An 18,261-nucleotide genomic window follows, 5' to 3' on the forward strand; every position below is an offset into this window, starting at 1 on the left:
TCTAGAGCACGCGGCTGAGGAATTCACGGGTGCGCGGATGGGTGGGGTTGCCGAACACCTGGGCGGGCGGGCCTTCCTCGATGAGTTCGCCCTGGTGCAGCACCACCACGCGATCGGCCACCTCGCGGGCGAAGCCCATCTCGTGGGTCACCACCACCATGGTCATGCCGTCCTCGGCCAGTTCCTTCATCACCTGCAGCACCTCGCCGACGGTTTCCGGGTCGAGGGCGCTGGTGGGTTCGTCGAACAGCATGGCCTGGGGCTTCATGGCCAGGGCGCGGGCGATGGCCACGCGCTGCTGCTGGCCGCCGGAGAGTTGCGCCGGATAGTGATCGGCCTTGTCGGACAGCCGCACCCGCGCGAGCAGAGCGCGGGCCTGCTCCACGGCGGCGGCGCGCGCCACGCCGAGCACCTGGATGGGCGCCTCGATGATGTTTTCCAGCACCGTCATGTGCGGGAACAGATTGAATCTCTGGAACACCATGCCGATGTCGCGCCGGCGACGGGCGATGTTGCGTTCGGAGTCCCTGACCCTCGATCCATCGGCACGCTCGCGGAAGCCCATCAGCTCGCCGTTGACGCGGATGGTGCCGCCCTGGATGTCCTCCAGGTGGTTGAGGCAGCGGATGAAGGTGGTCTTGCCGGAGCCGGAGGCGCCAATCAGCACCACCACCTCGCCGCGGCGTACCTCCAGGGACACGCCCTTGAGGATCTCCAGCTCGCCGAAGGCCTTGTGCACCTCCAGCGCCTGGATCACGGATTCTTGCGTGGTCGTCATGGCTAGCGTCCCCGTAGCTTGAAGCCCTGCAGGCTGAACAGCCGGCCGGTGGCGGTGGGCCTGGGACCGTCGGCCTTGCCGAAGCGCCGCTCCAGCCAGGCCTGGAAGAAGCCCCAGAGGGTGGTCAGGACCAGGAAGTAGATGGCCACCACCAGGTACAGCTCGAAGACGCGGAAGGTCGCCGAGGTGATCATCTGGGTGCTGAGCAGCAGCTCCTGCACCCCGATGACGCTGACCAGGGTGGTGTTCTTGAGCATCACGTTGAACTCGTTGCCGAGCGGCGGAATGATCACTCGCAGCGCCTGAGGCAGCACGATGCGCCGCATCAGCTTGGCCGGCGTCATGCCCAGGGAGCGCGCCGCCTCGTACTGGCCGCGATCCACCGCACCGATGCCGGCGCGGATGATCTCGGCCATGTAGGCGCCTTCGTTGAGACCCAGGGCGATGATGGCCGCCTGGATGTTGCCCGGGATCACCAGGAAACCCAGGTCCAGGTCCTCGAAGCGGAAGATGCCGCCGGCCGCCAGGGCCGTGTAGAGGAAGACGATCTGCACCAGCAGCGGCGTGCCGCGCATCAGCCAGACGTAGAAGCGCACCGGGTATTGCAGCGCCCGGTAGCGCGACAGCCGTGCCAGTGCCGCCAGGAGGCCGAGCGCGCAACCCAGCAGCATGGCGCCGACGGCGATGACGCAGGTCAGCCCGAGGCCGTAGAGGTAGACGTCGCTCGGGTGCAGCAGGTACTGCCAGAACACATCCCAGCTGAAGTTCATCGTGACCGTCCCTTAATCGAGCTTGTCGCCTTCCAGGTGCCACTTGGCCATGAGGGTGGCGTAGCTGCCATCGGCCTTCATGTCGGCGAGGATCTGGGTGAGGGCAGCGCTGAGCTGGCTGTCGTCCTTGCGCACGCCGATCCCGGTGAGGATGCGGGCGAAGGCCGGCACGCCGGTCTCGAACTGGCCGGGCGCCACGCCCTGGTAGTAGGCGGCGGTTTCCACCGTGGTGCCATAGGCGTCGGTCTGGCCCAGGCGCAGGGCCTGGAAGGCGTCGGTGTCGCTGTTGTAGGCCACCAGCTTCATGGGCGCCTTGCCGGCCTTCTTCAGCTCTTCGTTGTGGGCGTCGAGCAGGGTGCGGATGGTGGAGCCGTTGAGCACCGCGACCTTCTTGCCGGCGAGGTCGTCCAGGGTATGGATGCCCGCCTTGTTGCCGGCCGGCACCACCACCGCCTGGCTGGAGTACATGTAGTTGACGATGTCGATCACCTGGCGGCGCTCGGGCTTGTCGAACAGCTGGTCGATCAGCAGGTCGCACTGGCCGGCCAGCAGGGCCGGGATCAGGCCCGAAAAGGGCACCACGCGCCAGTCGACCTTCTTGTCGCCGAGGCGCTTGGCGATCTCGGCGCCGAGGTCGACGGTAAGGCCCTTGGGCTTCTGGGCTTCGTCGAAGAAGCCGATCGGCGGGGTATCGAGGGCGCCGCAATAGGTGATCTTGGACGCCTTGGCCAGGCGCTCGCGGATCTGCGGGGCGGCCTGGGTGAAGCCGGCGACGAGGGTCAGGGCGAGCAGACTGCAGGAAAGCCGGTGGCGGGTCATGGTCTTCTCCGGAAGGACGGGGGTGGGCAGGGCGGATGGCTCAGCGCGGGGGCGCACGTCGGGTCTGGTCGCCCGATCGTTCGATAAAGGTCAGCAGGTCGGGCACCGTGCCCTCGATGTGCTCGCGCAACACCCGCTCGGCCTCGGCGGCATCGCCGGCGCGCAGGGCGGCGAGGATGGGCGCGTGCTCGTCGCGGGCCGACTGGGGGCGATCGACGTGCAGCCAGAGCTGCATGTGCGGCTCGATCAGGGCATAGAGGCCATTGATCTGGCGCAGCAGCCGCGGCCGGCCGGCCAGGCTGCACAGGTATTCGTGGAAGGCGCGGTGCTGGGCGACCCAGGCGCCGGGTTCCTGCTCGTCGTCCAGGTCTTCCAGCAGGCGTTCCAGCCGCGTCATCTCGCGGGGGCCGACATGGGGCGTGGCCAGGCGGATGGCCAGGCCTTCGAGGGCGCTACGCATCTCGAACACCTCGCGCATGTCCTCCAGGTCCAGGCCGCTGACCACCGCGCCGCGGTGCGGCCGGAGGATCACCAGGCCTTCGGCGGCGAGGCGCTGGAAGGCGCTGCGCACCGGCATGCGACTCATGCCCAGGGTGGTGGCGATGTCCTCGGCGATCAGCCGTTCGCCATTGCGATAGTGTCCGGCGCAGATGGCCTGCAGCAGATGGCGATAGGCCTCTTCTTCGGCGCTCAGGGCGGTGGAGCGGGACAGGGCAGAGAGCGGCATGGCTGGCTTCCTGGATTTTTGTATCCAATCTGCCAAGGCAAGGGCCATGCCAGGGCGCCCAGTGCCCGCCAGCGCTGGGCCGCGGCTCAGGGCGGCCCGGCGCCGGCGTTACCTTTTGCACCAGCCTGGGTCGCCGTTGCCGCGGCTTTGCTACCCCAGGACCCGAAACGGGGCGGCGTCAGTCCAGCAACTGGCCGTCGGCGGCGAAGAACGGGTAGGGCCCGGGATAGTTGCCCAGCGGCAGATGGTGGGTCACCAGCGCCGCGTCCGCCCAGCGATGCAGCAGCAGGCCCGGCGGCTCCAGGCGGAAGCGCGACGGCGCCGCCTCGCGCAGGTCCAGGTCGACCTGGTGCGACACGCCGGGGCAGACGCAGGCCAGGGTGCCGCCGAAGCGGCGCTGGATCAGCCGGTGCAGATGACCGCAGAGCAGCCGTTCCACCTGGGGATGGCGGCGGATCACCGCTTCCAGCTCGGCGCCGCCGGCCAGACCGATGCGATCCATATGGCCGATGCCAACCGGGAACGGCGGATGGTGCAGGAGCACCAGGGTCGGCTGGTCGGGTGCCTGGCCGAGCTGGTCGTCGAGCCAGGCCAGTTGCCTGGCGTCGAGACGCCCCCCGTGCTCGCCCGGGATATGGGTATCCAGGCCGATCAGCCGCAGCGGGCCGCAGTCCTGCTGCCAGTCCAGGGTGCCCTGGGCCGGCAGATAGGGGTGATCGGCGAAGGCGGCGCGCAGGGCGGCGCGGTCGTCGTGATTGCCGGGGATGACGAAGAAGGGCATGACCAGTGCGGCCAGCACCTCGCGCAGGGTGGCGTATTCCTCGGGAGTCCCGAAGTCCACCAGGTCGCCGGTGATGACCAGGGCATCCGGGCGTGGTTGCAGGGCGTTGAGGCAGTCCACCGCCAGGCGCAGGGCGGCGAGGGTATCGACCACCCCGTAGGACAGCCGGCCACCGGCCTTGATGTGCAGGTCGCTGAGCTGGGCCAGCAGGAAGGGCGCATGCATCGGGGTCTCCTAGGAAGCGAGGGTGAAGAGGGCGTCGGGGTGCACGTTCAGGTGCAGCAGGTCGCCCGGTTGCGCCTGCAGGGGCTGGGCGGTGTCGACCAGCAGCGGCTGGCCGGTGCCCACCTCCACCAGCAGCCGCGAATGGGCGCCCTGGAAGAATTGCCCGACCAGGATGCCGGTGAGGTGCGCGGGTGTCGCGCTCGGCTCCAGGTGTTCCGGGCGACAGAACAGGGTGCTGGCGGCGCCGGTCCAGGGCAGGCGTCCGCCGGCGACCGCCACCTCGGCGCCGCTCTGGCCGCGCACCTCGAAGCGGTTGAGCTGGCCGACGAAACCGGCAACGAAGCGACTGGCCGGGCGCTGGTAGATCTGCGTCGGGGTACCGATCTGGGCGATGCGGCCTTCGCCCATCACCACGATACGATCGCCCAGGGCCAGGGCTTCCTGCTGGTCGTGGGTGACGTAGACGGAGGTGGTGCCCAGTTCGCGCAGCAGGGCGCCGATATCGGCCCGCAGCTGCTCGCGCAACTGGGCGTCCAGGGCCGCCAGGGGTTCGTCGAACAACAGCACCCGGGGGCATGGCGCCAGCGCCCGGGCCAGGGCCACGCGCTGGCGCTGGCCGCCGGACAGCTGCTGGATGCGCCGCTCGGCCAGGGCCTCGAGTTGCATCATGGCCAGCAGCTCGGCGACCCGGGCCTCGCGCTCGGCGCGCGGCAGGCCGCGGATCTTCAGGCCGTAGGCGATGTTGCCGGCCACGTCCAGGTTGGGAAACAGGGCGTAGTTCTGGAACACCATGCCGACGTCGCGCCGCTCGATGGGGAGGCCGGTGACGTCACGGTCGTCGAACAGCACCTGGCCGCCGGCATCGGGCTGCTCCAGGCCGGCGATCAGGCGCAGGGTGGTGGTCTTGCCACAGCCGGACGGGCCGAGGAACACCAGGGTCTCGCCCGGCTGGATGTCGAGGTCCAGGGGCTGCAGCACCTGGCGGCCTCCGGCAAAGGTCTTGGCGCAGTGGCGCAGGCGGACGGCGGTACCTTGGGTCATCGCAGGGCTCCACGGGAGAGACGGGCGCTGAGGGCCTGGAGGGCGACCAGCAGCGGCACGATCAGCAAGAGGAAGATCAGGGTGTAGGCGGAACCCACCTCCAGCCGCGCCGAGGCGTAGCTGTCGGCCAGGCCCACCGGCAGGGTCTTGGTCAGCGGCGTGTGCAGCATCCAGGTGAGGTTGAATTCACCCAGCGACAGGGTGATCACCATGAGGCTGCCGGCGAGGATGCCGGCGCGGGCATTGGGCACTACCACGCCGAAGAAGCGCCGCCAGGGACCGGCGCCGAGGCTGGCGGCGGCCTCTTCCAGCAGCGGCAGCTGGCTGCGCCGGAGCACGGCCATCACCGGGCGGATTAGGAAGGGCAGGGTGAACAGCAGGTGACCCACCAGGATGATCGCCGGGCTGCGGCGAAAGCCGCCCAGGTGACCGTAGGTCAGCAGCAGCGCCAGCGCCGAGGCGAAGCCGGGCATGGCCACCGGCAACACCAGCAATTCCTCGAAGGCGCGGGCGAAGCGGTTGTCCAGGCGCACCAGGGCATAGGCCGCCGGGACGCCGAGCACCACCGCGAGGGCGGCCGTGCCCAGCGCCAGTTGCAGCGACAGCCAGACGGTGGGCGCATAGGCCTGCCAGACCTGCATCACCCAGTCGAGGGTGAGGCCGCTGGCGAGGCCCTGGAAGTAGTTGCGGGTGAGGCCGGCCAGCACCGAGAGCAGCACCGGCACCAGCAGGAAGGCCGCCACCAGCAGGGTGAACAGCAGTTGCAGCCAGAAGCGCAGGGGTCGATTCATCGCAGGTCTCCCTGGACGCCGCCGAGGCGCCGGGCCAGCAGCAGGACCAGCCAGGTGACGAGGCCGAGCACCACCGAGAGCGCCGCGGCCACGCCGAAGTTGGCGAAGTTGGTGAAGGTGTCGTAGATGGCGATGGGCGTCACCGCCAGCCGCGTGCCGAGGGTGAAGGCGGTGCCGAAGGCGCCCATGGCTGTGGCAAAGCACAGCGCGCCGCTGGAGAGCAGCGCCGGGGTCAGGCCGGGGATCAGCACGTCGCGCACCACGGCGAAGAGGCCGGCGCCCAGGGAGCGGGCGGCTTCTTCCAGGCTGGTGTCGAGGGTCTCGCAGGCCGCCATCACCGTGAGGATCACCCGCGGAATGGAGAAATAGAGATAGCCGAGAAACAGCCCGAACAGCGAATAGGCGAACACCCAGGGCTCACCGAAGAGGCTGCGGCCGAGACCGGCGAACAGGCCCTGGCGGCCACCCAGCAGGATGATCAGGAAGCCCACCACCACGCCCGGAAAGGCCAGCGGAAAGGTTAGCAGGGCCACCAGCAGGCTGCGCCCGGCGAAGGCGTGGCGCGCTAGGAAGCAGCCGGCGATGCCGGCCACCAGCAGGGTGGCGAGGGTGGTGACGGCGGCCAGGGCCACCGTCTGGGCGAGTCCGGACAGATAGCCGGCGCTGGTCAGCACCTGCCAGTAGCCGGAGCTGCCGGCGGCGTCCGGGCGAGCGCCGAGCACCAGCAGCTGCACCAGCGGCAGCAGCCAGAAGGCCAGCAGGAAGGCGCTCGCCGGTGCCAGGGCGACGAGCACCGGCCGGGGCAGCCGACGCGGCACCCGGCGGCGCCCGAGGGAAACGGCGAGGCCCTGCATCTCAGCGCACCTCGGCCTGGTAACGCTTGGCGAAGGCTTCCTGGACCGCCGCCATGTGGCCGTAGTCGACGGTGCCGGCGCGGGCATAGTCGGCGTCGGGCAGGAAGCGCGCCTTCACCTCGGCCGGCAGCGGCACGTCCCGCACCGGGCGCAGATAGGCCTGGGCCCAGAGCGCCTGGCCCTTGTCCGACAGCACGTAGTCCAGCACCTTCTCGCCATTGGCGCGATGCGGCGCGCCCTTCACCAGGCTCATGGTGTAGGGCACGCTCAGGCTGCCTTCCTGGGGGATGACGAAGGCCACCGGGGCGTTGTCCTTGTAACGGGCGCGGTAGGCGTTGAAGTCGTAGTCGACCAGGATCGGGATCTCGCCGGAGAGCAGGCGCGCATAGGCGGTCTGCTTGGGCACGATGGGATCGTTGGCGGCCAGCTTCTTGAAGAAGGCCATGGCCGGGCCGAAGTCGTCGAGGTTGCCGCCCAGGGCCTGGTTGAGCGCCACCGCGGTGACGTAGCCGACGAAGGCGCTGGAGGGGTCCAGGTAGCCCACCAAGCCGCGGTACTCGGGCTTGAGCAGGTCGGCCCAGCGCTGTGGCACCGGCTTGCCGCCCAGGGCCTGGGTGTTGACCATGAAGCCGAGGGTGCCGGAATGGATGGCGGTCCATTCACCCTTGGGGTCCTTGAGGCCGGCCGGGACCTGGTCCCAGTGCTTGGGCTGGTAGGGCTGCAGCACCCTGGCCTTGTCGGCCTGGATGCCGAAGGTCACCCCGTAGTAGACGACGTCGGCCACCGGGGCTTCGCGTTCGGCCACCAGCTGGGCCAGCGACTGGCCGGAATTCTTGTTGTCCTGCGGGACTTCGATACCGGTATCGGCGGCGATGGCCTTGAGCTGGGCGCCCCAGTCGGCCCACTCCAGCGGGCAGTTGTAGCAGATGGCGGTTTCGGCGGCCTGGGCGCTGGCCAGACCGCAGGCCAGGACCACGCCGGCCAGGAGGCGACGCACGGGGAAGCGGGATTTCATCGGTAGGGCTCCTTCAAGGGGCCGGCACTGGTGCCGGGACGGACGAGGCAGGGCAGGCACTGCTGGTGGATGGCACTGCCGGCGATCAGCGCCAGCAATTCGGTGACGAGCACGGCGCCCAGGCTCTGCAAGGGCTGCATGACGCTGCACAGGCTGGGTTCGAGACGGGCGCCCATGGCGATGCCGTCGAAGCCCACCACCGAGAGGTCGGCGGGCACGGGCACCCCGTGGCGCTGCAGTTCGGCGATGACGCTGATGGCCAGCAGATCGTTGGTGCAGAGCAGGGCGGTCGGGGCGTGGCGCTCCAGCAGCGGCGCCAGCTCCGCCCAGTCGGCGTCGGTATGGCTGGCCAGTTCCAGGCGCGGCAGCGTCGGCAGGCCGGCGGCGGCCATGGCCTGGCAATAGCCGGCGAACCGGCGCTCGCTGCGATCCGATTGCTGGGCCGGGCCCGAGACCAGGGCGATGCGGCGGTGTCCCAGGCCGAGCAGGTGCTCGGTGGCCATGGCCATGCCCTGGCGGTTGTCCACCGCCACCGCCGCATAGGGGCGCTGGGGTTCGTGATAGGCCAGGATGAAGGGCGTCTGCTCCTGGCTCAGCTCCGCCAGCACCTCGCTGCGGTCGGCATCGGCCACCGTCAGTACCAGGCCGGCGACGCGCTGGCGCAGCAGTTCTTCCACCACCGCCGCCTCGCGCTCGGGTTGGTAGTCGGTGGTGGCGATCACCAGCGAATACCCCTGGCTGCGGGCGGTGCGCTCCATGGCGTGCAACTGCTCGGCGAACACCGGGTTGAGCAGGCTGGGCACCACCACGCCGATCAGCCGGGTGCTCTGCTGGCGCAGCTGGCGACCCAGCAGGTTGGGGCGGAAATTGAGACTGCGGGCGGCGTCCAGCACCCGTTGCCGGGTGCTCTCGCGTACCTGCTCGGGGGTGGCGAAGGCGCGTGCCGCGGTGGCCCGGGAGACCCCCGCCTGTTGCGCCACCTGTTTCAGATCGGTCATGCCGGCCTCGTTTGAGATCGATCTCATTGGGGGCAGACAATGCCGGCGGCAGATGTCGGGACGATGACAGCGAGATGAAACTTCTGTTCTGGCGCCGGGCGCCGGCGCTGAGGGCGGGAGGCACGGGCGGGCCTGGGCGGGATATACCTTGGTATAGCCAAACGTCCTTCGTTTCGATGGCTGGGACGGGGTGGCGAGCCTAGATTAGCCCGGTGTCCAGACCCTGCGCGGCAGGGTCGGCCGCTCTCCCAAGGCCCCCTTCAAAGAGGTACGCCATGAAGACCCTTCCTGGCCTCTACACCCCCGCCGTGGCGCCGCGCTCGCTGCGGCAGCGTCCCACCTCCCTGTGGGCCGATGCCCTTTGCCTCGCCCTCGGGCTGATCGCCCTGGCGCTGATCTGGCATGGCGTCGCCGAGATGCGCGCGCCCCTGGCCGTGCTCGACGCCGATCCCATGACCCTGGACCTGGCACGGCTGCCCGAGTACGCCCTGCGCACCACCCTGCGCATGTTCATCGCCCTGGGCGCCTCGCTGCTGTTCACCTTCGTCTTCGCCACCCTGGCGGCCAAGAGTCGCAAGGCGGAGCTGCTGATCCTGCCGGCCATCGACATCCTGCAGTCGGTGCCCATCCTCGGCTTCCTGACCTTTACCGTCAGCTTCTTCCTGGGCCTGTTCCCGGGGCGCCAGCTGGGCGCCGAGTGCGCGGCCATCTTCGCCATCTTCACCAGCCAGGCCTGGAACATGGCGTTCGGCTTCTACCAGTCGCTGCGCACCGTGCCCGAGGACCTGCAGCAGGTGAGTCGTCAATTCGGGCTGTCGCCCTGGCGCCGGTTCTTTCGCCTCGAGCTGCCGTTCGCCATCCCCGGCCTGGTGTGGAACACCATGATGTCCATGTCCGGCGGCTGGTTCTTCGTGGTGGCCTCGGAAGCCATCACCGTGGGCGACAACACCATCAACCTGCCGGGCATCGGCTCCTGGCTGGCGCTGGCCATCGCCCGCCAGGACATCGCCGCCATCGGCTGGGCAGTGCTGGCCATGGGGCTGGTGATCCTGGTCTACGACCAGCTGTTCTTCCGCCCGGTGGTGGCCTGGGCCGATCGCTTTCGCGTCGAGCAGACCGCCAGCCAGCAGGTGCCGCGCTCCTGGGTCTACGACCTGGTCCGGCGCGCGCGTCTGGGCCGCATGCTGGGTGGCTTCGGCAGTTTCTGCACCCAGCTCGCCACCCCGCGGATCCGCCGCGCCTGGCCGCACTGGCACCTGGCGCCGCAAAGCCGCGCCTGGCTGCAACGCGGGCTGGACGTGCTCTGGTACGGCGCGCTGCTGCTGGTACTGCCCTATGGCATCTTTGCCCTGTACCGCTTCATCGCCGCCGACGTCTATTGGGTGGAAGCGGTCTCGGTGCTCGGCCTGGGGCTGCTGACCATGGCCCGGGTGCTGCTGCTGATCGCCGTCGCCAGCCTGATCTGGGTGCCCATCGGTGTCTGGATCGGCCTGCGCCCGGGCTGGTCGCAGCGCTTGCAGGCGGTGGCCCAGTTCCTCGCCGCCTTTCCGGCCAACGTGCTGTTCCCGGTGGCGGTGGTGGGCATCGTCAGCTTCCACCTCAATCCGGACATCTGGCTGTCGCCGCTGATGGTGCTGGGCACCCAGTGGTACATCCTGTTCAACGTCATCGCCGGCGCCAGCGTGCTGCCCAACGACCTGCGCGAAGCGGCCCGGCTGTTCGGCCTCAAGCGCTGGCAGTGGTGGCGGCAGCTGGCCCTGCCGGCGATCTTTCCCTACTACGTCACCGGCGCCCTGACCGCCGCGGGCGGCTCCTGGAACGCCAGCATCGTCGCCGAGGTGGTGAGCTGGGGCAACGAACGCCTGCAGGCCCATGGCCTGGGCGCCTACATCGCGCAGATGACCACCGCCGGGGACTTCCCCCGGGTCGCCCTGGGCATCGTGGTGATGTCGATCTTCGTACTCGGTTTCAACCGGCTGCTCTGGCGGCCCCTGTATGCCTACGCCGAACGCCGTCTGCGGCTCGACTGAGAGGAGAAACGCCATGAATCTGACCGCGCTGAATTCCCGTCCCCTGATCGACGTGCAGAATGTCCGCCAGCTGTACGGCAACGCCGGCGGCCCGGCCCGGGTCGTGCTGGACGAAGTGTCGCTGACGCTGCACGAAAACGAGATCGTCGGCCTGCTGGGTCGCTCCGGTTCGGGCAAGTCGACCCTGCTCAGGTCCATCGCCGGCCTGCTCACCCCCAGCGGCGGCAGCGTCGATTTCCCGCCCAAGGACGACGGCCAGCGCGCCCGGGTCAGCATGGTGTTCCAGAGCTTCGCGCTGTTTCCCTGGCTGACCGTGCTGCAGAACGTGGAGATCGGCCTGGAAGCCCTGCACGTGCCGCTGGACGAGCGCCGTCGTCGCGCCCTGGCCGCCATCGACCTGATCGGCCTGGACGGCTTCGAGAGCGCCTATCCCAAGGAGCTTTCCGGCGGCATGCGCCAGCGCGTCGGCCTGGCCCGTGCCCTGGTGGTGCATCCGGACGTGCTGCTGATGGACGAACCCTTCTCGGCGCTGGACGTGCTCACCGCCGAGACCCTGCGCACCGACCTGCTCGATCTCTGGGTCGAAGGGCGCATGCCGATCCGCTCGATCCTCATGGTCACCCACAACATCGCCGAGGCGGTGCTGCTCTGCGATCGGGTGCTGATCTTCTCCAGCAATCCCGGGCGCGTCGCCAGCGAGATCCGCATCGACCTGCCACAGCCGCGCAATCGCCACGATCCGGCCTTTCGCGAACTGGTGGAGGAGATCTATGTGCGCATGACCGGCGAGACCACGCCGGCGCCACACGACGCAGGGGTGCCCGGCAATGGCCTGGGCATGCGGCTGCCGACGGTATCGACCAACGCCCTGGCCGGTCTGCTGGAGGCGGTCCAGGCCGCGCCCTACGACGGGCGTGCCGACCTGCCGGAACTGGCCGGGGGGCTGGGCTATGCACTGGACGAGCTCTTTCCCCTGGCCGAGGTGCTGCAACTGCTGCGCCTGGCGGTCCTCGAAGGCGGCGATCTGCGCCTGCTGCCGGCCGGGCGGGCCTATGTCGAGGCGGGGGTGGACGTGCGCAAGCAGCTGTTCGCCCGCCAGTTGCTCAACTTCGTACCCCTGGTGGCCCACATCCGCCGGGTGCTGGACGATCGCCAGGGCCACACGGCGCCGGCGCGGCGCTTTCGCGACGAACTGGAGGACTTCATGGACGAAGCCGACGCCGCCCGCACCCTTGGCAGCGCCATCCAGTGGGGGCGCTATGGTGAGCTCTTCGCCTATGATCAGGCGGCCGATATGTTCAGCCTGGAAAATCCGGGCTAGGCACGCCTTCGAACGAGAGACTGGCCATGGATCGACGACCCTTCGCCACCACCACCCACTGGCTGCGGCTAGGGGGCCTCTGCGCCCTGGCACTGGGCATTGCCCTGCTGGACACCTTTACCGACCGGGAGATCGCCATCGGCGTCTTCCAGGTGGTGGTGGTGCTCCTGGCGGCCGGCTTCCTGTCGGCGCGCGGGGTCACGATCACCGCGCTGGGCTGCACGCTGCTGGTGCTCTGCAGCTATGCCGCCACTCGCAGCGGGGACCAGGAGGCCGGCCTGGTCAACTGCATCATCAGCCTGCTGGCCATCGTCGCGGTCGCCGCTCTGTCGCTGCGGCTGGAGGCCGCCAAGCGCGCCGCCGATGCGGCCCGGACGCGCCTGGTCCAGGCCGGACGCCTGAGTCAGCTGGGTGAACTGGCCGCGTCCATCGCCCACGAGGTGAACCAGCCGCTCACCGCCATCGCCGCCAGTGGCAACGCCTGCCAGCGCTGGCTGAGCAATCAGCCGCCGCAGGTGGAGCGCGCCGTGCAGGCGGCGCAACGGGTCATCGACGACGCCCACCGCGCCAGCGCGGTGATCGCCCGGGTACGCAGCCTGGTGCGCCAGGCGCAGGTGGCCAAGGATTGGCTCAACGTCGCCGATACCGTGGAGAAGGTGCTGGATTTCGTCCGCGCCGAATTGAACCAGCGCCAGGTCGCCGTGGAGGTTCGCCTGCAGGAGGGCCTGCCGCCGCTGCTGGCCGACGAAAGCCAGTTGCAGCAGGTCATTCTCAACCTGCTGCTCAACGCCCTGGACGCTCTCGAAGGGGTGCCGCCCGAGCAGCGGCGGGTGGTCATCCAGGTGGGACAGGACACCGCTGGTGCCATCCGCCTCGGCGTGGAAGACAGCGGTCGCGGCTTGACGCCCATGGCGCGCGAGCAGATGTTCGAGGCCTTCTACACCACCAAGGAGCAGGGCATGGGCCTGGGACTGGCGCTGAGTCGCTCCATCGTCGAAGCCCATGGCGGACGGATCTGGGCCACCTCGCTGCCAGAAGGCGGCACCGGGGTCTACTGCAGCCTGCCCAAGGATCCGCAACCATGACCGAGCAAACCCAGCCCGCGCTGGTCCACCTGGTGGACGACGACGCCTCGGTGCGCGCCGCCGTGGAAGACCTGCTGGCGTCCGTGGGGCTCGATACCCGCAGCTATGCCTCGGCCGCCGACTTTCTCGACCGGGCCCGGTTGGACGAGCCGGGCTGCCTGGTGCTGGACGTGCGCATGCCCGGCATGAACGGCCTGGATCTGCAGCAGGAATTGCAGCGCCGCGGCCTGGCGCTGCCGATCATCTTCATCACCGGCCATGGCGACATCCCCATGTCGGTCAGGGCGATGAAGCAGGGCGCCCTGGAATTCCTCACCAAGCCATTCCGGGACCAGGACCTGCTCGATGCCATCGACCAGGCGCTGCGCAAGGCGCAGGAGGCCCATGCCCAGCGCCGCCAGTTACAGGACCTGCAGACCCGCCTCGATACCCTCAACGAGGGAGAGCGTGCGGTGCTGGCACGGGTGGTGACCGGCCTGCTCAACAAGCAGATCGCCGCCCAGCTGGGGGTCAGCGAGATCACCGTCAAGGTGCGCCGCGCGGCCCTCATGCGCAAGCTGCAGGCCGGTTCCCTGGCGGAACTGGTCAAGATGGTCGAGCGGCTGGAGGCGGCGCGCGGCTAGGCTTGTCCTGCAGGCGTACAGCCACTGGACAAACTCCGCCGCCTTCTTGTCGCGGCAATCGCTTGCGCGCTAAAGAAAGGTAATAGTCAGTCGATACGGGCTTTAGAGGATCGCCTTCCGCTGATCCAAGGAGCCTATCTTGAACCTTCGTCAGCTACGCATCGCCCCGCGCGCCATCCTCTGCTTTGGTGCGGTCACCCTGTTCGTGATGCTGCTCGGGGCCTTCGCCCTGGTCCAGCTCAATGCCCTGCGCGCCACTGAACAGGCGATGGAGGCCGAGTGGCTGGCGAGCGTCCAGACCACCGATGACATCCAGATCGCGCTGCTGCATACCCGCCTGGAAAGCATCCGCCTGCTAGCCAGTGAGGACAGCGCCGCCATGGCCATCGCCACCCGGCAGATCCAGCAGAATCGCGATCTGATGAACGCCCGCACGGCCTATTACCGTGACCACCTGATCTCCACCCCCGAGGAACGCAACAACTTCGACCAGGCCGCGCTGCAGATGAAGGGCTATCTGGACGGGCTGGATCGGGTGGTGACCCTGGCCGCCAGCGACCGCGCCGAGGCCCTCAAGCTGGCCAACGGCGAGCAGCGCCAGCGCGCCGAAGGCTATCAGGAGCAACTGACCCGGCTGCGCGAATTCAACAGCCAGGGCGCCCGTCAGGCTGGGGAAGCGGCGACCGGCATCTATGACCATAGCGTCAGTATCGTGGTCGGCATCATGCTGCTGGCGGTGCTGGTAACCCTGCTGCTGGCCTGGCGCCTGACCCGCAGCCTTGCCCAGCCGATCGGCGCTTCCCTGGCGGTGGCCAACGCCATCGCCCAGGGCGAGCTGACCGGCAGGATAGATCCGACCGGCAAGGACGAAGCCGCCGGCCTGATGCGCGCCCTAGCGCAGATGCAGGACAACCTCAAGGATACCCTGCACGGCATCTCCCGCTCGTCCAGCCGCCTGAACGACACCGCGCGTACCATGCATGCCGTCACCGACCAGGCCAGTCGTGCCCTGGCGAGCCAGAACGCCGAGATCGACCAGGCCGCTACCGCGGTCACCGAAATGAGCGCCGCCGTGGAGGAGGTGGCCCGCAACGCGTCCTCCACCTCTCAGGCCGCACGGGAATCCAATGCCGCGGCGGAAAATGGCAATGCCAAGGTCGGCCAGGCGCTTGACGCCATGCAGCGTCTCACCCAGCAGGTGCAGTCCACCTCGGTCCAGGTCGAAGGCCTGGCCGGGCAGGCCCAGGACATCAGCCAGGTGCTCAGCGTAATCGGCTCCATTGCCGAGCAGACCAATCTGCTGGCGCTCAACGCCGCCATCGAGGCCGCCCGCGCCGGCGAGCAGGGCCGTGGCTTCGCCGTGGTCGCCGACGAGGTACGCGCCCTGGCGCATCGCACCCAGACCTCGACCCGCGAGATCGAACAGATGATCCAGGCGATCCAGAAGGGCTCGGCCGAAGCCCTGGATTCCATGCAGCTCAGCACCACCCAGGCCCAGGCCACCCATGCCGTGGCCCAGGAAGCCGGCGCGGCGCTGAGCGACATCCTCCAGGCGGTGCGCCTGATCGACGAACGCAACCTGCAGATCGCCACCGCTTCCGAAGAACAGGCCCACGTCTCTCGCGAGGTGGACCGCAATCTCATCAGCATTCGCGATCTGTCGGTGCAGACCAGCGATGGCAATCGCGAAACCGTGGGCGCCAGCGAGCAGCTGTCGGAACTGGCCGGCGAACTGCAGACGCTGGTGCGACGCTTCAAGCTGGCGTGAGGGGGAGGGCGCGCAACCTGGCATTGCGCGCCCCGACGTTACAAACCGTTACCTCTGACCACTGTTTTTCGCCAGCTCATCGGCGCGACAGGACGAATGCTTCCCTGAGTGGTGGCATTTTGGTATCAATGGTTATTGTAATACCTATCAGGCCCCGCTCACCGACGTGCTTGCCGAGAAGCCATGGCGCTGCCCCAATACAGCCTCAGAGTCCCCGTCTCCCAGTTGCAGCTGGGCATGTACGTCTGCGAACTGGATCGGCCCTGGGAAGGCACGCCCTTCCTGTTCCAGGGTTTCCCCATCCAGAACGCGCACGACCTGCGCACCCTGCAGGAGACCTGCGAATTCGTCTGGGTGGATCGCCGCCAGAGCCATACGGTGACACCGCTGTCCGCCAGCCTGTCGGCAGGCGCTCAGGCCAAGACCTATGCCGTCGACTACCGGGATGAGGTCAAGACCACCGAACCGGTGTGGCGCGAAGCCCGCGCCGTGTCGATGCGGATGCTCGACGCCGTCAAGTTCGGCAAGGAACTCGACGTCGGCGAAGTGCGCCGCGCGGTCGGCGAGTGCGTCGAGAGCGTGCTCAAGCACCCCGCGGCCAGCTTCTGGCTGGCGCGCATCAAGCAGCGTGATCACTACACCGCGGAACACTGCCTGCGCGTCTCGCTCTATGCCATCGCCCTGGGCAAGGCGCTGGGCCTGCTGCCTCTCGAACTGGAGGAACTCGGGGTGTGCGGCATGCTGCACGACGTCGGCAAGATCAAGGTGCCCGACGAGATCCTCAACAAGCCGGGCCGCCTGACCGACGAAGAATTTCGCCTCATGCAGGCCCATACCACCTATGGCTATCAGTTGCTGATGGCCAACAGCGAGGTGCCGCCGGCCGCCGTCGACGTCGCCCATACCCACCACGAGCGCATGGATGGCAGGGGTTATCCCCGCCAGCTGCCGGCGCACCGCATCCCCTTCAAGGCCAGGATCATCGCCGTGGTGGATGCCTATGACGCCATCACCAGCGATCGCCCCTACAGCGAGGGCCGCTCCAGCCTGGAAGCCCTGCGCGTGCTGTTCGAAGCCCGGGGTACGCAATTCGACGAAGCCGTGGTCCTGGCCTTCATCCAGCTGATCGGCGTCTATCCGCCGGGCGAGATCGTCGAGCTGAGCACCGGCGAGGTGGGCATCATCATCGGCTTCGACGCCGGCAGCAAACTCAAGCCGCGGGTGCTGATCGTGCTGGACGCCAGCAAGCAGCCGCGCCCGGAGCGGGTGCTCGACCTGGCACGTAATCCGCTCGATGAGCAGGGCCGCCTGGTCAGCGTCCGCGAGGTGAAGCCCTCGGGTGCCTATGGCATCGACATCGACGCCTACCGCGCCAAGGGACTGGTGGTGCCGGGCTGAACGGGTGAGGGGTCGCCGTTACGGGTCCGGCCATCAGAGGGTCTTTAGACCCGTCGGCGTCTCCAGGTAGGCCAGCAAGCCAGGCATTTCGCCAGGCATCACCGCGACGGGTCCGGAAAAGCCGATCGCCTCCAGCTGCTGCCCGAGCAGACCGGCATCGGGATGCCTGAGCTCCAGGCGCTGCAGGCGGCAGCCCTGATCGATCAGCCCTTGCGCGGGGTGCCGGGCATCGCCCCAGTCGATCAGGCTGGGCAGGACACCGCCCAGCGGCAGCTGCCCATCGGCGTGGATTGAGATCTGCCAGGCCAGCGTGCCGCGACTCATCGACTCGATGCGGCCGAAGGTCCGCGTGAGGCGCACATCCGCTTGCGCCAAGCCCTGGGTCCCGGCCACCCAGTGGACCAGGCGGGGCGCAGCATCAGGTGCCAGCTCATCCAGCCCGAACCAGCGCGGTCTGGTCGGCGACGGCGCGTCCGGGTCCGGGGCTATGACTTCCAGATAGCCGTCACCCAGCCGTAGCAGGAGGTTGTGGGTACCCATGCGCGCGTGCTTGCCGCCGGCCTGCAGCGCCACACCGAGGCGCTGCTCGACATACCTGGCACCCGCGTCGAGGGTTGGGGCCACGATGACCAGGTGATCCAGGTTGGAAAGTCTCATGGGGCGACTCCTGAGCGGATAATTTGGAGCATGAGAGGAGCGGCATGATCCGCCCTGGGTCACTGGCCCAGCTACCGTGAAGCGCGGTCGGTTGTCCTGGCGGTCCCACTCAGGCCCGCGGGTCTTCGCCAGTGGGCTCGTTCGGCATCGGTCTGGGCGATTGCCACGCCGGCTTCTCCGGGCCTCGCTCATCGAAGGCGCGGCGCGCGGCCAGGAAATCCTCGACGTTTTCGATGACCCAGGTCCAGATAGGCGTCATCCGGAGCAGCAGGCTCATGCCCAGCGGCGTCAGTTCGTATTCGACCCTGGGCGGGACTTCGTCGAAGTCGTGCCGCAGCAGCAGGCCGTCACGTTCGAGGGCGCGCAGGGTCTTGGTCAGCATCCGCTGGGTGATGCCCGACAGTTGTCGCGCCAGTTCGGCGTGCCGCATGACGCCATAAACCCCCAAGGCATGCAGAACCCCCAGGGACCAGCGACTGCCCGCATGGGTCAGCACCTCGCGGCGTACGCCGTCTTCGTCCCGCCTGAGTGTCTGGCAGATGGCTTCGGACTGTTGGAGGAGTTCCAGATCGGTCATCTC

18 protein-coding genes and 1 pseudogene are annotated in these 18,261 nt (G+C 68.6%); 7 read left to right on the top strand and 12 right to left on the bottom strand.

The annotated features are described in order from the left end of the window. Position 1: 1 nt before the first annotated feature. The 10 genes from FHR73_RS04695 to FHR73_RS04740 form a co-directional block, all read right to left on the bottom strand. On the bottom strand, positions 2–778 hold the full coding sequence (locus tag FHR73_RS04695; protein ID WP_183629787.1) for an amino acid ABC transporter ATP-binding protein: 777 nt from the start codon (positions 776–778) through the stop codon (positions 2–4). A 2-nt stretch (positions 779–780) separates the two neighbouring features. Further along, a complete protein-coding gene (locus FHR73_RS04700) occupies positions 781–1,548 on the bottom strand; it encodes an amino acid ABC transporter permease (RefSeq protein ID WP_183629788.1) in 768 nt (255 codons plus the stop codon). A 12-nt stretch (positions 1,549–1,560) separates the two neighbouring features. Beyond that, the gene (locus FHR73_RS04705) at positions 1,561–2,367 is read right to left on the bottom strand and encodes an ABC transporter substrate-binding protein (RefSeq protein WP_183629789.1); all 807 of its coding nucleotides are present in this window, start codon (positions 2,365–2,367) and stop codon (positions 1,561–1,563) included. Positions 2,368–2,407: 40 nt separating this feature from the next. Next, entirely contained in the window at positions 2,408–3,094 is a 687-nt protein-coding gene (locus FHR73_RS04710) for a GntR family transcriptional regulator (protein ID WP_183629790.1), read from the bottom strand. Positions 3,095–3,272: 178 nt separating this feature from the next. Further along, positions 3,273–4,100, bottom strand: a complete 828-nt coding sequence (locus tag FHR73_RS04715) for a phosphodiesterase (RefSeq protein ID WP_183629791.1) — start codon at positions 4,098–4,100, stop codon at positions 3,273–3,275. 9 nt (positions 4,101–4,109) lie between these two features. Beyond that, positions 4,110–5,141, bottom strand: a complete 1,032-nt coding sequence (locus FHR73_RS04720; RefSeq protein WP_183629792.1) for an ABC transporter ATP-binding protein — start codon at positions 5,139–5,141, stop codon at positions 4,110–4,112. After that, a complete protein-coding gene (locus tag FHR73_RS04725; RefSeq protein ID WP_183629793.1) occupies positions 5,138–5,932 on the bottom strand; it encodes an ABC transporter permease in 795 nt (264 codons plus the stop codon). Before FHR73_RS04725 ends, FHR73_RS04720 begins: the two co-directional genes overlap by 4 nt. Then, positions 5,929–6,786: an ABC transporter permease gene (locus FHR73_RS04730; protein WP_183629794.1), complete on the bottom strand. Its 858-nt coding sequence runs from the start codon at positions 6,784–6,786 to the stop codon at positions 5,929–5,931. Before FHR73_RS04730 ends, FHR73_RS04725 begins: the two co-directional genes overlap by 4 nt. Position 6,787: 1 nt before the next feature. Then, a complete protein-coding gene (locus tag FHR73_RS04735) occupies positions 6,788–7,801 on the bottom strand; it encodes an ABC transporter substrate-binding protein (protein ID WP_183629795.1) in 1,014 nt (337 codons plus the stop codon). Further along, complete coding sequence (locus tag FHR73_RS04740) at positions 7,798–8,799, bottom strand: substrate-binding domain-containing protein (RefSeq protein WP_183629796.1); 1,002 nt, start codon at positions 8,797–8,799, stop codon at positions 7,798–7,800. The genes FHR73_RS04735 and FHR73_RS04740 overlap by 4 nt, the downstream gene beginning before the upstream one ends. A 275-nt stretch (positions 8,800–9,074) precedes the next feature. On the opposite strand from FHR73_RS04740, the gene FHR73_RS04745 reads away from it, so the two are divergent. The 7 genes and pseudogenes from FHR73_RS04745 to FHR73_RS04770 all read left to right on the top strand — a co-directional run bounded on the left by FHR73_RS04745 (position 9,075) and on the right by FHR73_RS04770 (position 17,024). Continuing rightward, a complete protein-coding gene (locus tag FHR73_RS04745) occupies positions 9,075–10,829 on the top strand; it encodes an ABC transporter permease subunit (protein ID WP_183629797.1) in 1,755 nt (584 codons plus the stop codon). 13 nt (positions 10,830–10,842) lie between these two features. Then, positions 10,843–12,150, top strand: coding sequence for an AAA-associated domain-containing protein (locus FHR73_RS04750; protein WP_183629798.1), 1,308 nt, complete (start codon positions 10,843–10,845; stop codon positions 12,148–12,150). Between the two features lie 26 nt (positions 12,151–12,176). Continuing rightward, positions 12,177–13,235 carry a sensor histidine kinase gene (locus FHR73_RS04755; RefSeq protein ID WP_183629799.1) on the top strand — a complete coding sequence of 353 codons (1,059 nt, stop codon included), beginning with the start codon at positions 12,177–12,179 and terminating at the stop codon, positions 13,233–13,235. Continuing rightward, positions 13,232–13,858, top strand: coding sequence for a response regulator transcription factor (locus FHR73_RS04760; RefSeq protein WP_183629800.1), 627 nt, complete (start codon positions 13,232–13,234; stop codon positions 13,856–13,858). The genes FHR73_RS04755 and FHR73_RS04760 overlap by 4 nt, the downstream gene beginning before the upstream one ends. A 139-nt stretch (positions 13,859–13,997) precedes the next feature. Further along, positions 13,998–14,768 (top strand): annotated as a pseudogene (locus FHR73_RS22695) (MCP four helix bundle domain-containing protein); the annotation flags it as partial. A 66-nt stretch (positions 14,769–14,834) separates the two neighbouring features. Continuing rightward, the gene (locus FHR73_RS22700; RefSeq protein ID WP_409258663.1) at positions 14,835–15,626 is read left to right on the top strand and encodes a methyl-accepting chemotaxis protein; all 792 of its coding nucleotides are present in this window, start codon (positions 14,835–14,837) and stop codon (positions 15,624–15,626) included. A gap of 183 nt (positions 15,627–15,809) precedes the next feature. After that, the gene (locus FHR73_RS04770; RefSeq protein ID WP_183629802.1) at positions 15,810–17,024 is read left to right on the top strand and encodes an HD-GYP domain-containing protein; all 1,215 of its coding nucleotides are present in this window, start codon (positions 15,810–15,812) and stop codon (positions 17,022–17,024) included. A 33-nt stretch (positions 17,025–17,057) separates the two neighbouring features. On the opposite strand, the gene FHR73_RS04775 is transcribed toward FHR73_RS04770, so the two are convergent. After that, the gene (locus FHR73_RS04775; RefSeq protein WP_183629803.1) at positions 17,058–17,681 is read right to left on the bottom strand and encodes a VOC family protein; all 624 of its coding nucleotides are present in this window, start codon (positions 17,679–17,681) and stop codon (positions 17,058–17,060) included. A gap of 109 nt (positions 17,682–17,790) precedes the next feature. Then, positions 17,791–18,258, bottom strand: a complete 468-nt coding sequence (locus tag FHR73_RS04780) for a helix-turn-helix domain-containing protein (RefSeq protein ID WP_183629804.1) — start codon at positions 18,256–18,258, stop codon at positions 17,791–17,793. Between the last annotated feature and the right edge of the window lie 3 nt (positions 18,259–18,261).

The sequence above is a fragment of the Pseudomonas sp. AS2.8 genome (genome assembly GCF_014190935.1).
Lineage (GTDB): Bacteria > Pseudomonadota > Gammaproteobacteria > Pseudomonadales > Pseudomonadaceae > Chryseomonas.